The sequence below is a fragment of the Geodermatophilus sp. SYSU D00697 genome, assembly GCF_054050175.1.
Genome location: NZ_JBJGYV010000004.1, coordinates 149,762 through 163,583 on the forward strand (window position 1 = coordinate 149,762; position 13,822 = coordinate 163,583).

General features: G+C 75.5%; 11 protein-coding genes. 8 read left to right on the forward strand and 3 right to left on the reverse strand.

The features are described from left to right. Positions 1-16: 16 nt before the first annotated feature. Together ACI79C_RS05695 and ACI79C_RS05700 are read left to right on the forward strand one after the other, a co-directional pair. Positions 17-661 (forward strand): TetR family transcriptional regulator, encoded by a 645-nt coding sequence (locus ACI79C_RS05695; RefSeq protein WP_456944653.1) that lies wholly within the window; start codon positions 17-19, stop codon positions 659-661. Then, positions 658-2,670, forward strand: a complete 2,013-nt coding sequence (locus ACI79C_RS05700) for an acyl-CoA dehydrogenase family protein (RefSeq protein ID WP_456944654.1) — start codon at positions 658-660, stop codon at positions 2,668-2,670. The genes ACI79C_RS05695 and ACI79C_RS05700 overlap by 4 nt, the downstream gene beginning before the upstream one ends. Before the next feature lie 157 nt (positions 2,671-2,827). Here ACI79C_RS05700 and ACI79C_RS05705 read toward each other — a convergent pair whose 3' ends face one another. Further along, the gene (locus tag ACI79C_RS05705; RefSeq protein ID WP_456944655.1) at positions 2,828-4,363 is read right to left on the reverse strand and encodes an amidase; all 1,536 of its coding nucleotides are present in this window, start codon (positions 4,361-4,363) and stop codon (positions 2,828-2,830) included. Between the two features lie 104 nt (positions 4,364-4,467). Here ACI79C_RS05705 and ACI79C_RS05710 point away from each other — a divergent pair, with 104 nt between their 5' ends. Next, positions 4,468-5,196 carry a trimeric intracellular cation channel family protein gene (locus ACI79C_RS05710; protein WP_456944656.1) on the forward strand — a complete coding sequence of 243 codons (729 nt, stop codon included), beginning with the start codon at positions 4,468-4,470 and terminating at the stop codon, positions 5,194-5,196. A 55-nt stretch (positions 5,197-5,251) separates the two neighbouring features. Here the strand turns inward: ACI79C_RS05710 and ACI79C_RS05715 are convergent, their stop codons facing one another. Then, the gene (locus ACI79C_RS05715) at positions 5,252-8,083 is read right to left on the reverse strand and encodes a SpoIIE family protein phosphatase (RefSeq protein WP_456944657.1); all 2,832 of its coding nucleotides are present in this window, start codon (positions 8,081-8,083) and stop codon (positions 5,252-5,254) included. Between the two features lie 187 nt (positions 8,084-8,270). Between ACI79C_RS05715 and ACI79C_RS05720 the strand changes: the two genes are divergently transcribed. After that, on the forward strand, positions 8,271-9,365 hold the full coding sequence (locus tag ACI79C_RS05720) for an EAL domain-containing protein (RefSeq protein ID WP_456944658.1): 1,095 nt from the start codon (positions 8,271-8,273) through the stop codon (positions 9,363-9,365). A 116-nt stretch (positions 9,366-9,481) separates the two neighbouring features. After that, positions 9,482-9,655 (forward strand): DUF1059 domain-containing protein, encoded by a 174-nt coding sequence (locus ACI79C_RS05725; RefSeq protein WP_456944659.1) that lies wholly within the window; start codon positions 9,482-9,484, stop codon positions 9,653-9,655. A gap of 48 nt (positions 9,656-9,703) precedes the next feature. Here ACI79C_RS05725 and ACI79C_RS05730 read toward each other — a convergent pair whose 3' ends face one another. Next, on the reverse strand, positions 9,704-10,627 hold the full coding sequence (locus ACI79C_RS05730) for an aldo/keto reductase (RefSeq protein ID WP_456944660.1): 924 nt from the start codon (positions 10,625-10,627) through the stop codon (positions 9,704-9,706). Between the two features lie 509 nt (positions 10,628-11,136). Between ACI79C_RS05730 and ACI79C_RS05735 the strand changes: the two genes are divergently transcribed. From ACI79C_RS05735 to folP, 3 genes are all read left to right on the forward strand, one after another. Beyond that, positions 11,137-11,421, forward strand: a complete 285-nt coding sequence (locus ACI79C_RS05735; protein WP_091223132.1) for an HU family DNA-binding protein — start codon at positions 11,137-11,139, stop codon at positions 11,419-11,421. A gap of 125 nt (positions 11,422-11,546) precedes the next feature. Then, complete coding sequence (locus ACI79C_RS05740; protein WP_456944661.1) at positions 11,547-12,803, forward strand: serine hydrolase domain-containing protein; 1,257 nt, start codon at positions 11,547-11,549, stop codon at positions 12,801-12,803. A gap of 144 nt (positions 12,804-12,947) precedes the next feature. Further along, complete coding sequence (gene folP / locus ACI79C_RS05745) at positions 12,948-13,808, forward strand: dihydropteroate synthase (protein ID WP_456944662.1); 861 nt, start codon at positions 12,948-12,950, stop codon at positions 13,806-13,808. Positions 13,809-13,822 lie beyond the last annotated feature (14 nt).

Below are 13,822 nucleotides of genomic sequence, written 5' to 3' on the forward strand. Positions count from 1 at the left end.
AGGTACCGTCCGTACCGTGAAACGGACGGCTGCCCGGCGGGACCGGCGCGACTCGCGCTGGGACGAGCACCGCCGCGCCCGTCGCGAGCAGCTGGTCGACGCCACGCTCGCCGCGGTCGGCCGGCACGGCGCCGGCGTCGGCATGGACGAGATCGCCGCGGCGGCCGGCACCAGCAAGACCGTCGTCTACCGGCACTTCGCCGACCGCACCGAACTGCACGTCGCCGTCTGCGCCCGCGTGGCCGGGCACCTCACCGCCAAGCTGCGGGAGGCCGTGACCAGCACCGACGAGCCGCGGCAGATGGTCGCCACCGCCGTCGAGACCTACCTGGCGTTCCTCGAGGCCGATCCCGAGGTGTACCGGTTCGTCGTCTCGCACCCGCTGGTGGACCGGCCGGTGGCCACCGACCCGATCAGCACCCTCTCCCACCTGGTGGGCGACCAGGCCGCGGCGCTGGTCGCCGACGCCCTGGAGCGGGCCGGCCGCGACCCGTCGGCGGCCCAGCCGTGGGGCCACGGCCTGGTCGGGCTGGTCCGTTCCGCCGCCGACTGGTGGTTGCAGGCCGACCGGCCCATGCCCCGGGCCGACCTCGCCGCCCACCTCACCGATCTCGCCTGGGCCGGGCTCTCCGGCGTGGTGACCCGCAAGGAGGAACCGTGACGACCGCTCTCCCCACCAGCGTCGACCCGACGGCGCTGACCGAGGCGCTCGACGGGCGATGGGCGCACGTGCGCCGCGACGCCCGCGAGAACCTGCACGAGCCGGGGATGCTGCCGGTGTACGGGGAGTCCGTCCGCGAGGCCCGGGAGCGGGTGACCCGGATGGCGCGGGTGCTCGCCGGGTCGGGCCGGGTCAGCCTCGGCTTCCCGAAGGTGCACGGCGGCGAGGACGACGCCGGCGGCTCGGTGGTCTCCGTCGAGATGCTGGCCTTCGTCGACCTGTCTCTCATGGTCAAGGCCGGCGTCCAGTGGGGGCTGTTCGGCGGCGCCGTCCAGCTGCTCGGCACGCAGCGCCACCACGACGCCTTCCTGCCCGACATCATGAGCTTCGACCTGCCCGGCTGCTTCGCGATGACCGAGACCGGGCACGGCTCCGACGTCCAGCAGCTGCGGACGACGTGCACCTACGACCCCGCGACGCAGACCTTCGACCTGCACACCCCGCACGAGGCCGCCCGCAAGGACTACATCGGCAACGCGGCGCAGGACGGCCGGATGGCGGTGGTCTTCGCGCAGCTGGTCACCCGCGGGGAGCGGCACGGCGTGCACGCCTGGCTGGTGCCGATCCGCGACGAGCAGGGCAACCCGATGCCCGGCGTCACCATCTCCGACGACGGCCCGAAGGCCGGGCTCAACGGCGTGGACAACGGCCGGCTGGCCTTCGACCACGTGTCCGTGCCGCGGGAGATGCTGCTCGACCGCTACGGGCAGGTCGCCGAGGACGGCACCTACACCAGCTCGATCGAGAACGAGACCCGCCGCTTCTTCACCATGCTCGGCACCCTCGTACGGGGCCGGGTCAGCGTCGGTGGCTCCGCGTCGTCGGCGACCAAGCTCGCCCTCGACATCGCCGTCCGCTACGGCGACGTCCGCCGGCAGTTCGCCGCGCCGGGCGCCGACCGCGAGGTCGTCGTCAACGACTACCTCGTGCACCAGCGGAAGCTGCTGCCGGCCCTGGCCGCCACCTACGCGTACGCCTTCGCGCAGGAGGAACTGGTCTCGACGATGCACGACGTCCAGGGCGCGGACGAGGTGGACGAGCGGGCCCAGCGGGAGCTGGAGTCGCGCGCCGCCGGCCTCAAGGCGGTGCAGACCTGGCACGCCACCCGGACCATCCAGCTGTGCCGGGAGGCCTGCGGCGGGGCGGGCTACCTGCAGGAGAACCGACTGCCGCACCTCAAGGCCGACACCGACGTCTTCACCACCTTCGAGGGCGACAACACCGTCCTCCTGCAGCTGGTCGCCAAGGGCCTGCTCACCGGCTACCGCGACGCCTTCGGTTCGCTGGACGGCTGGGGCAAGGTCGGCTTCGTCGCCGACATGGTCCGCGAGACCGTGCTGGAGCGGACGGCGGCCCGCGGGCTGATCGCCCGGCTGGTCGACGCCGTCCCCGGTCGGGACGACGAGGTCCCCCTGCTCGACCGCGGCTGGCAGCTGAAGGCGTTCGAGGACCGCGAGAAGCACCTGCTCGAGAGCGCCATCCGCCGGCTGCGAGGGGGCGCCGCCCGCGAGGACGCCGACCCGTTCGACGTCTTCAACGACGTCCAGGACCACGCGCTCGCGGCGGCGCGGGCGCACATCGACCGGATCGTGCTGGAGGCCTTCGTCGCCGGCATCGAGCGGACCGGCGACGAGGGTGCGCGCGCCCTGCTCGGCCGGGTGTGCGACCTCTACGCGCTCTGGACCATCGAGGCCGACAAGGGCTGGTTCCTCGAGCACGGCCGGCTCACCCCGGCCCGCGCCAAGGCGCTGACCGCCACGGTGAACGCGCTGCTCAAGGAGCTGCGCCCGCACATGGTCACGCTGGTCGACGGCTTCGCCATCCCCGAGGACTGGAAGGCCGCGGCGATCCTGCGCGAGGAGCCGGGCCGGCAGGAGGCGATGCACGCCCACGACGGCACGCTGCGCCGGGGGACGGCGACCTCGCTGGAGATCCCGCCCGCCCAGTAGTGGGAGGACCCTCTGCCCCGGAGGACCCTCTGCCCCCCACCACTCGCAGGCTCGCGGCGGGACCCTGTAGAGGGGCCGTTCCAGCACGCCACCAGGCGGGTGGCTGCCCTCGACGGCGTGTCGGGGAGCCACCCGCCTGGTGATCACGGCCGGGGCGTCAGCGGGCCGGTGGGCGCGGGAAGCCGCCGGCCAGCTGCTCGAAGGCGTGCGCCACCGTGAGACAGGTGGCGTCCTCGAAGCGCCGGCCGACCAGCATCATCCCGACCGGCAGCCCCTGCGAGAGCCCGGCCGGGACGCTGGTCGCCGGGTGCCCGCTCACGTCGAAGGGCGCGCAGTTGACGATCATCTCCAGCGCGCGGGCGACCCGGGTCTCCAGCGGGTCGTCCGGGGCGGGGATCTCCGGGGCGACCATCGGCACCGTCGGCATCACCAGCAGGTCGACGTCGGCCAGCGCGGCGTCGTACTGCCGGCGCACCTCGGCGGCGAGGTTCTGCGCCATCGCGTAGTGCCGCGTCTGCTCCCGCTCCAGCGACCAGCGCCCGGCCAGGGCCACCGCGGTGACGGTCGGCGACCACCGGTCGACCACCTCGCGCCGCTGGCGGCCGTAGTGGGCGACCAGCTCGGGGTCGTAGCGGCCCTCGTAGTTCCACCCGTAGCCGTTGCCCTCGATCATCTGCACCGTCGCGCCGTCGGTGGCGATGACGTTCCAGACGTGCAGCGCGTGCCGGTGCCACGGCAGGTCGACGTCGACCACCTCGATGCCCGGCTCCCGCAGCCGGGCGGCGGCCGCGCGGACGGTGTCGTCGACGCCGGCCTCGGACAGCTCCGCCCAGCCGAAGCCCTCGGCGACCACGCCCACCCGCAGCCCCGCCACGTCCCCGCCGAGCGCGGCCGCGTACTGCTGGGGCACCAGGTCGGCGGGCTGGCGCGGGTCGTCCCCGTCGCGGCCGGCGAGGACGTCGAGCATGGTCGCGGCGTCGGCGACGGTGCGGGTCATCGGGCCGAGGTGGTCGAGGGTCAGCTCGATGGGGAACGCACCCGTGTAGGGCACCAGGCCGTGGGTCGGCTTGTGGCCGACGATGCCGCTGAAGGCCGCGGGCATGCGGATCGAGCCGCCCTGGTCCCCGCCGACGGCGAGGTCGACCTCCCCGGCGGCGACCAGCGCGGCGCTGCCGCTGGAGCTGCCCCCGGTGGTCCGGGACGGGTCCCACGGGTTGCGCACCGGGCCGGTGACCGAGGTGTGGCTGCCACCGGAGAAGCAGAGGTCCTCGCAGACCGCCTTGCCCACGACCGTGGCCCCGGCCTCGAGCAGGCGGGTGACCACGGTGGCGTCCTCGGCCGGCACGTACCCCTCGACGGTGTACGAGCCGTTCATCATCGGGACGCCGGCCACCGCCACGTTGTCCTTGACCGCCACCGTCCGCCCGGCCAGCGGGCCCTCGGCCGCGCCGCGGATCTCGGTGGTCACGTACCAGGCGCCGAGCGGGTTGTCGGCGTCCGCCGGCCTGCTGCTCGGCCGGTCAGCGGGCGCCTGCGGGGCGACCTGCGCGTAGAGCTCCTCGACCGCGTCGTAGGAGCTGAGGAAGGCCGCCACGATCGGGGTGTAGGCGGCCACCTCCTCGGCGGTGGGCTTCATGCCGTAGCTGGCCGCGAGCGCGGCCACCTCGTTCTCGTCCGGCGGGCGTACGGGCACGGCGGCCTCCAGGTGCGCGACGGGGTGGTCGTTCGCAAGCTAGTGACGCCGGGCACCCCTGTCACCGTCGGCGCCGCGGGTCGGCGCGGGGAGAATGCGCGGCCGTGGAGATCCTCGCGGCGGCGGCCGAGACGCTGCGCGTGCCGGCCCCGGTCGACCTCGCCGCCATCGTGGTCGGGGCGCTGACCGGCGGGCTGCTGGCCGCCCGGGAGGGGTTCGCGGTCTCCGGCGTGCTGTTGCTGGCGGTCAGCGGCGGGCTCGGTGGCGGGCTCATCCGCGACGTCCTGCTCGCCGAGGGCCCGCCGGTGGCCCTGACCAACCCCGCCTACCTGCCCACCGTGGCGATCACCGCGATGGTGACGTTCTACTTCTCCGGCTGGCTGTCGCGGCTGACCGGCCTGCTCGTCGTCCTGGACGCCGTCACCCTGGGCTTCTTCACGGTCATCGGCGCCCAGAAGGCCCAACTCGCCGGCCTGCCCAGCGCGTCGGTGGTCTTCGTCGGCACGGTGACGGCGGTGGGTGGCGCGATGATCCGCGACATCCTGCTCGCCCAGCGGGCCGAGATCGTCCAGCCCGGCCCCTACAACGCCGTCGCCGCGCTGCTCGGTGCCGCCGTCCTCACGGTCCTGGCCGGGCCGCTGGACCTGGGCCCGATCCCGGTGGCGGCGGTGGTGATCGTCCTCGTCGCGACCCTGCGGGTGCTCTCGGTCTGGCGCGGCTGGGAGGCACCGGTGGCCGTGGACCTGCCCGGACGCGCCCGCAGCCGGCTGGTCCGGGCCCGCGCCGCCCGCCCCTGGCGGGGGACGAAGCTGCGCCGCCGCGACCGCGCCTGAGTGCGGACCCGACTCGCGCGCTCGGGGCGGTGCCCGGGAGGGGGCCGTGCCCCGGTCAGCGGTCGGCGCCGGCCTCGGGGTGCACCGGCGGGGCCGGCGGGATGCCCTCGGGCACCACCTGGGGGCCGGCCTCGGGCGGCCGCGGCCGGTCCTGGGGGTGCAGGCGGACGGCGAGCAGCGCGACGTCGTCCTGTGCGTCGGGGAGGAACAGCTGCTCGAGCACCCGGTCGCACAGCTCGGCGAGCGGCAGCCCGGCGTGCTCCCGCAGCACGCGGACCAGGGCGGCGGTGCCCGTGTCCAGATCGCGGTCCCGGCGCTCGACCAGCCCGTCGGTGTAGAGGAACAGCGTGCTGCCCGCGGGCAGGTCGGCCACCCGGTCCAGCCGCGGCGCCGTGGGCCGCACGCCCAGCAGCAGGTCGGGTGCGCCACCGTCGAGCACCTGCACCCGGCCGTCGGGGCCGACGACGACGGGCGGCGGGTGGCCGGCGCTCGACCAGCGCAGCCGGGTGCACCCGGCCCGCAGGTCCGCGTGGTCCTGCTCCAGCCGGGCGACCAGGGCGGTGGCCATGGTGTCCAGCGCCAGCCCGCGGATCGCGGCGTCGAGCTGCGCGAGCACCTGCGCGGGCGGGGCTCCGCTGGCGTAGCTGATGCCCCGCAGCAGGCCGCGCAGCTGGCCCATCTCCGCCGCGGCGCGGCTGTCGTGGCCGACCACGTCGCCGATGGCCAGCACCGTGGCCCCTCCGGCCTCGAGGAACGCGTCGTACCAGTCGCCGCCGATCTCCGCGCCCGCGGCCGCCGGCACGTAGCGCACGACGATCTGGCAGTGGTCGGGCTCGGGCGGCGCGGTGAGCATGCTGTGCTGGAGGGCCTGGGCGAGCGCCCGCTGCTGGCCGTACAGGCGGGCGTGGTGCAGGGCCAGGCCCGCCCGGCGGCCCACCTCGACCGCCGTCTCGACCTCGGGGGCGGTGTGCGCACCGCGGGCGGCGCCGTTGAACAGGCCGAGGGCGCCCAGGGTCTGCCCCCGGGCGACCAGCGGGGCGATCACCCCCGAGTCCAGCCCCAGCCGGCCCAGCAGCTCGCGGGTGGCCGGCTCGGGGATGGCCCGCTCGATCCGCTCCTGGTCGATCCGCGGCAGCACCAGCGGCCGGCCGGTGCGGGTGACGACCGTGGCGGCCGCCTCGTCGGTCATCACCGCGACCATCGAGTGCACGTACAGCTCGAGCTCGGCGCGCAGGGCGGGGTCGCTGTGCGCCGAGGCCATCTCCTGCAGCCGGCCCTGCTCGTCGGTCACCACCAGCCAGCACCAGTCGGCCAGCGTCGGGACGACGAGGTCGGCGAGCTGCTCGATCTGCTGGGTGATCTCCAGGCTGCCCGACAGCACCCGGCCCGCGTCGGCGAGCAGCTGCAGCCGGGCCGTGGCCGCGGTCATCTCGGCGACGGCGTCGGCGCGGACGGCGTCGGCCTGCAGCCGCGAGGCGGTCAGCGCGATCTGCGCGGTCAGGCCCTCGAGCAGTTCGACGTCGGAGCGGGTGAACTCGTGGTCGGTGGTCCAGACGACGATGAAGGTGCCGATCAGCCGCCCCTCCACCCGCAGCGGCAGCGCGGCCATCGCCCGGGTGCCGAGCACCGCGTTGATCTCGGTCATCCGCGGGAAGCGGGCCTCGGCCTCCGCCGCGTCGGTGAACAGCAGCGTCTCCCCGTGCCGGGCGACGTACTGGATGGGCAGCTCGTCGTCCCACGGCGTCTCGACACCGCCGGCCGGCAGCTGGACGTCGGCCTCGCTGGCGACGGTGTCGACGATCCGCCGGGTCAGGTGCAGGTACAGCCGGTCGTCACGCGGGTCGATGACGGCCAGCCCGATCGACTCCGCGTCGAGCACGCCGGCGGCGCGCAGCGCGATCTCGGCCAGCTGGGTGATCCGGTTGGCGCCGGCCAGCTCCGCGGCGACCTCGGCGATGGCGGCGGCCCGGCGGACGGCGTCGAGCTCCCGCTCGGACCGCTCCCGGGTCTCGGTGACGTCGACGACCGTGCCGAGGATCCGGTGCGCCTCGCCGTCGGACCCCGCGAGCACCCGACCGCGGCTGATCGTCCAGCGCACCTCGCCCCCGGCCCGCAGCACCCGCAGCTCCACGGTGTACTGCGCCTGGGCGTCGATGGCGGCCTGCATGACCTCCTGGGCCCGCGCCCGGTCCTCCGGGTGCACGTGCTCGGTGAACAGCCGGTCGAGGGACATGCGCACGGTGCGGTCGAACCCGAAGATCGCCGCGCAGCGCTCGTCCCAGTCGATGGTGCTCCGGCGCAGGTCGACCTCCCAGATGCCGACCGAGCTGGCCTCGAGGGCGACGTCGAGCCGGGCCGAGGAGGCGCCCACGGCCGAGCGGGCGGCCGACAGCTCCAGCTCGGCCACCACCGAGGCGGCCAGCTCCTGCAGCAGCGCGGTGTCGTCGTCCGACCAGCTCCGCGGCTCCGGGGCGTACACCGCCAGGACGCCGACGACCGACCCGGACGCCGCGAGCAGCGGCACCCCAAGGTAGGCGCCGACCTGCCCGGAAGTGACCGCCGACAGCCCGGCGAGGTCCTGCCGCGACCGGGCGTCGGGTACGACCAGCGGCGCCCCCTGGCGGACGGTCAGCGCCGACAGCGCGCCCGTGAGCAGCGCGGGCCCCCCGACGACCCCGGACTGCAGGCCGTGGCCACCGATGACGGTGTCCTCGTCGGTGAAGAGCGTGACCTTGGCGTGCGCGGTGCCCAGCAGCCGCGCCGCGAGACCGGAGAGCCGGTCGAAGGCAGCCGGCCCCGGCACCTCGCCCGCGAGGCGGCGGGCGGCGGCGATGCGGTGCGGGTCGGCGAGCGGGTCGGCGAGCGGCCCCGGGGACGCGACGTCCATCGCGACGACCCCCTGTCCCGCTGGTGCAGCCGACTCCCCGGTGAGCCGCGACAGACCATGCTGACACGACCACCCCCGGTGGAACGGCATCGTCCCCCGATCGCGCGTCCCCCGGTTGCTCCCTCCTCGGGGGGAGGACCGCCGGCCGGCTGGTCAAGGGCCCGTCCCGCACGGCCGATGGGGCGGCATGTCGGTTCCCCGAACGAGCGCGCTGCCGGACTGCCGGCCGCTGCTCGCCGACCCCGACGACCTGACGATGGTGTTCCAGCCGATCGTGGACCTCGCCGCCGCACGCGTCACCGGCTACGAGGCCCTCTCCCGCTTCCCGGGCACGGCGGGGCCCGAGGTCTGGTTCGCCGCCGCCACCGACTGCGGCCTGGCCGCCGAACTGGAGGCGCTGGCCGTCACCAAGGCGCTGGCCGCCGTCCCGATGCTGCCCGCCGACACCTTCCTCACCGTCAACATCAGCCCGCACCTGCTGGGCGCCGCCTGCGTCCGGCAGGCGTTCGCCGGCCGCCCCGACCTGAACCGGGTGGTCGTCGAGCTGACCGAGCACACGCCCGTGGACGACCTCACCGCGCTGCGCCGCCAGGTCGAGGAGCTCCGGGCCCGGGGCGCGCTCATCGCCCTGGACGACGCCGGCTCCGGGTACTCGGGCCTGCAGCAGATGGCGGTCGTCCGGCCGCAGCTGGTCAAGCTGGACCGGGCGCTGGTCACCGACGTCGACACCGACCCCGTCCGGGCGGCCCTGACCGAGATGGTCGGGGAGTTCGCCGGCCGGATCGACGCCTGGTTGCTGGCCGAGGGCGTCGAGACCAGCGGTGAGCTGGCCGCGCTGGCCCGGCTCGGCGTCCCGCTGGCACAGGGCTGGCTGCTCGGCCGCCCGGCGCCGGTGTTCGAGCCGCTGGCGCCGGAGGTGGCCCGGCTGGTGCGTGCCCAGGTGGCGCGGGCGCGGCTGACCGAGAGCGTGACCAGCCTGCTGCGCCCGGTCCGCCAGTGGGAGACCGGGACGCCGCACCCCGGCGTCCCGCCCGCGGTCCTCCTCGGCGCGCACGGCGAGCCGACCGGCCTGCTGCTGGCCGACCCCCGCACCGCGGAGGTCCACACCGCCCCGGTGTCCCTGCGCGTGCCCCCGTCGGCCGACGTCACCCAGACCCTGCAGCGGGCGCTCACCCGGCCGCCGGCGCAGCGCTTCGACCCGGTCCTCTGCACCGACCCGACCGGTGCCGTCCTGGGCCTCCTGCGGGTCGAGGACCTCGCCTCGGCTGCGGCTGCCCGGTGAGCCCCCCGGACCCCGGCCACCCACCGCACACCCAGTCCCCGGCCACCCACCGCACACCCAGGACCCCGGCCGCCCACCCGGGCGCCCCGGCCCGCACGACGAACCAGGAGACAGCGATGAAGACCTTCGCCTGCGGCGACATCATCCCCGGGTGCGGGGCCACGTTCACCGCCCCGGACGAGGACGGGATCCTCGTCCAGACCCGCCGGCACGCGGTCGAGGCGCACGGGATGGCCGAACCCGGCACCGACTCCGACGCCGCCGTCCGCGAGCACGTCCACAGCGTCTGACGGCACCGGAGGGGACGGGTGCGGGTTCCCCGCACCCGTCCCCTCCGGTCAGGCCGACGCGTCGGTGAGCAGCCGCCGCTCCTCGTCGGTGAGCACCAGGTCCTGCATCGGCAGCAGGCCGGCCAGCTGGTCGACCGAGCGTCCGCTGGCGATCGGCGAGACGACGGTGGGCTGGTCGGCCAGCCAGCGCAGCGCCACCGCCGCGCCGGTCGCCCCGTGGGCGTCGGCCACCTGCTGCAGCGCCGTGAGCACCCGTTCGCCCCGCTCCCCCACGTACGCCGCGGCGCCCTGCGCCCGCGGCGAGTCCACCTGCTCCCCCGGCCGGTACTTCCCGGTCAGGAAGCCCTTGGCCAGCGCGAAGTACGGCAGCACGCCCATCCCCTGGGCGGCGACGACGTCGCGCAGCTCGGCCTCGTAGGCCGACCGTTCCATCAGGTTGTAGTGCGGCTGCAGGGCGACGTAGCCGGTGGTGCCCAGCCGCTCGGCGGTCTCCCGCGCCTCGGTCAGCCGATCGGCCGAGTAGTTCGACGCCGCCGCGTACCGGACCTTCCCCGCCTGCACCAGTTCGTCGAACGCCTGCAGGGTCTCCTCCAGCGGCGTCGTCTCGTCGTCGTAGTGGGCGTAGTAGAGGTCGATCCGGTCGGTCTGCAGCCGCCGCAGCGACCCCTCGGCCGCCGTCCGGATCTCCCGCGCCGACAGCGGGTGCTCCTTCTCCAGGCGAGAGGCCTTGGTCGCCACCACCACGCGGTCGCGCATCCCGCGCTCGGCCATCCAACCGCCCAGGATCTCCTCCGAACGGCCCCTGCCGTAGGACTCCGCCGTGTCGACGAACGGCGCCTGGGTGCTGGGGGTGGCGTCGGCGAACCGGTCCAGCAGGGCATAGGACGTCGGCTCGTCCGCCGTCCAGCCGAACACGTTGCCGCCCAGGCAGAGGTCGCTGACGGTCAGGTCGGTCCCGGGGATCCGTGGCATGGACCCACGCTAGAAGGACCCCGTCCTCCCCACCCCTCGCAGGCTCGGGGCGGGCCCCTGGACGGGGCCAACGGCCACGGCGCACCCCGTCCTCCCCACCCCTCGCAGGCTCGGGGCGGGGCCCCTGGACGGGGCCAACGGCCACGGCGCACCCCGCCCTCCCCACCCCTCGCAGGCTCGGGGCGGGGCCCCTGGACGGGGCCAACGGCCACGGCGCACCCCGTCCCCCCACCCCTCGCAGGCTCGGGGCGGGGCCCCTGGACGGGGCCAACGGCCACGGCGCACCCCGCCCCCCTCGCAGGCTCGGGGCGGGGCCGGCGACGGGATCCTGCGCGAGGGCCGGGGCGCCGTCCGGGCAGGGTGGGCCCCAGAGGGACCGGTGGGACGTGAGGGACCCGTTCGACCCCCTCGGTGGCGGGCTGTCAGACCGGCATGGCACCGTGCCCCCGGTCCGACCTCGGCAGATCCGCCGAGGCGGCAGCTGTAGTCACCGACGCGGAAGGAACCCCGTGAACAAGGCCGAACTCGTCTCCGCCATCGCCAAGCGCGCCGACGTGCCCACCTCGACCGTCGACTCGGTGCTCGCCGGGCTCCAGGACGAGCTCGTCGACGCCATCACCCGCGGTGAGAAGGTCGCCGTCTCCGGCCTGCTGACCGTCGAGCGCACGCAGCGCTCGGCGCGCACCGGCCGCAACCCGCAGACCGGCGAGTCCATCGACATCCCCGCCGCCAACACCGTCAAGGTGACCGCGGGCTCCAACCTGAAGAAGGCCGCCAGCAACGTGCCGGTCTGATCGACCGCACGCCCGGCTCGTCGGGCCGGCGGCTGCCCCGTGTGGCCTGGCCCACAGCGTCGTGCGCCAGGATGCGGGGGCAGGCGCCGCCCGACGGCGGGCGGGGTCCCGGGAACGGAGGACACGTGACGACGGCGCTCCAGGTGGACACCGACCCCGCCGAGGTCGGCTTCGACCCCGGCCGGATGGCCCGCATCGACCGGCGGCTGGCCCGCTGGGTGGACGACGGGCAGCTCCCCGGCTTCCTCGTGACCGTGGCCCGGCACGGCCGGCTGGTGCACGTCGGCCGCTACGGGTACCGGGACGTCGAGGCGGGCCTGCCGGTCGAGACCGACACCCGCTGGCGCATCTACTCGATGACCAAGCCGATCACCTCGGTCGCGGCGATGATGCTGTACGAGGAGGGCGCCTTCGAGCTCTCCGACCCGATCGCGAAGTGGCTGCCGGAGTTCGCCGAGACCCGCGTGTACGTGGCCGGCTCCGCGCAGAAGCCGGTGACCGCGCCGCAGACCGAGCCGATCCGGGTGTGGCACCTGCTCACCCACACCTCCGGGCTGACCTACGGCTTCCACCACGCCCACCCGGTCGACGCGATGTACCGGGCCGCGGGCCACGAGTGGGGCACCCCGGCGGGCGCGGACTCCGCCGCGGTCTGCCGGCAGTGGGCGGCGATCCCCCTGGTGTTCCAGCCCGGCTCCGAGTGGAACTACGGCGTCTCCACCGACGTCCTCGGCCGGCTGGTCGAGGTGCTCTCCGGTCAGCCGCTCGACCAGTTCTTCGAGCAGCGCATCTTCGCCCCGCTCGGCATGCGGGACACCTCCTTCGGGCTGCGCGACGGCGACGACCCCGAGTCGCTGGCCCGCCTGTACACCGCCGTCCCCGGGCAGCCCGGCGGCGCGCCCACCGGCTACGCACCGCTGGACACGATGGGCGCCGCGGCGCTGCGCACGCCGACCTTCCTCTCCGGCGGCGGCGGCCTGGTCTCCACCGCCGGGGACTACCTGCGCTTCACCGAGCTGCTGCGCCGGGGCGGCGCCCACGACGGCGGGCGGCTGCTGGGCCCCCGCACGATCGCGCACATGACCCGCAACCACCTGCCCGGCAACGCCGACCTGGAGACCTTCGGCCGGCCGCTGTTCGCCGAGACGCCGCTGCGCGGGGTGGGCTTCGGCCTGGGCTTCTCGATGGTCATCGACCCGGTGCGCTACGGCGTGGTGGCCAGCGCCGGCGACTACAGCTGGGGCGGGGCGGCGTCCACCGCGTTCTACGTGGACCCGGTCGAGGACGTCACCGTCGGCTTCTACACCCAGCTGCTGCCCTCGAGCACGCTGCCGATCCGCAACCACCTCCGCGGGCTGGTCAACCAGGCCCTCGTCGACTGAGAGGGGGCCCCGTCCCCCTCACCGTGGAAGGGCCCCGTCCTCCCCACCCTTCGCGCAGGCTCGGGGCGGGACCCGGGACGGGCCGCGGCGAGCCTCGGGACCGGGGCCGGAACGGGCCTGCCGGTGGCGTGGTTGGGTGACCGCGTGCTGCGACTGGGGGCCCTCGACGTGCCGGCCGGCCGGTTCGTCGTCATGGCGATCGTCAACCGCACCCCGGACTCCTTCTACGACCGCGGCGCGACCTACGAGCTGGCGGCCGCGGTCGAGCGGGTGGACCGGGTGGTCGCCGAGGGCGCGGACATGGTGGACGTCGGCGGGGTGAAGGCCGCCCCGGGGGACGAGGTGGACGCCGCCGAGGAGATCCGGCGCACCGTCGACCTCGTCGCCGCCATCCGCGCGGCGCACCCGTCGCTGCCCATCTCGATCGACACCTGGCGCGCCGAGGTGGCGCGGGAGGCCCTCGCCGCCGGCGCCGACGTCGTCAACGACGCGTGGGGCGGGGTCGACCCGGAGCTGGCCGGTGTCGCCGCCGCGGGCGGCGCCGGCCTGGTCTGCACCCACGCGGGCGGGCTGCCGCCGCGCACCCGGCCGCACCGGGTCACCTACGACGACGTGGTCGATGACGTCGTCACGCGGACGACGGCCCTGGCCGAGGCGGCGGTCGCGGCCGGCGTGGCGCGGGACCGGGTGCTGGTCGACCCCGGGCACGACTTCGGCAAGAACACCCGGCACTCCCTGGAGGCGACCCGGCGACTGGACGAGCTGGTGGCCACCGGCTGGCCGGTGCTCGTGGCGCTGTCCAACAAGGACTTCGTCGGCGAGACCCTCGACGTCCCGCTCGCGCAGCGGCTGACCGGGACCCTCGCGGCGACCGCGGTGAGCGCCTGGCTCGGCGCGACGGTCTTCCGGGCGCACGACGTCGCCGCGACCCGGCAGACGCTGGACATGGTGGCCTCGATCCGGGGGGACCGCCCGCCCGCGCGGACCACCCGCGGCCTGGCCTGAGACCCCTGGTCGCG

Excerpts from the sequence above, each read along its gene's own strand:
- ACI79C_RS05715 (WP_456944657.1), bottom strand. The coding sequence starts at position 8,083 with ATGGACGTCGCGTCCCCGGGGCCGCTCGCCGACCCGCTCGCCGACCCG.
- ACI79C_RS05720 (WP_456944658.1), top strand. The coding sequence starts at position 8,271 with ATGTCGGTTCCCCGAACGAGCGCGCTGCCGGACTGCCGGCCGCTGCTC.
- ACI79C_RS05725 (WP_456944659.1), top strand. The coding sequence starts at position 9,482 with ATGAAGACCTTCGCCTGCGGCGACATCATCCCCGGGTGCGGGGCCACG.
- ACI79C_RS05730 (WP_456944660.1), bottom strand. The coding sequence starts at position 10,627 with ATGCCACGGATCCCCGGGACCGACCTGACCGTCAGCGACCTCTGCCTG.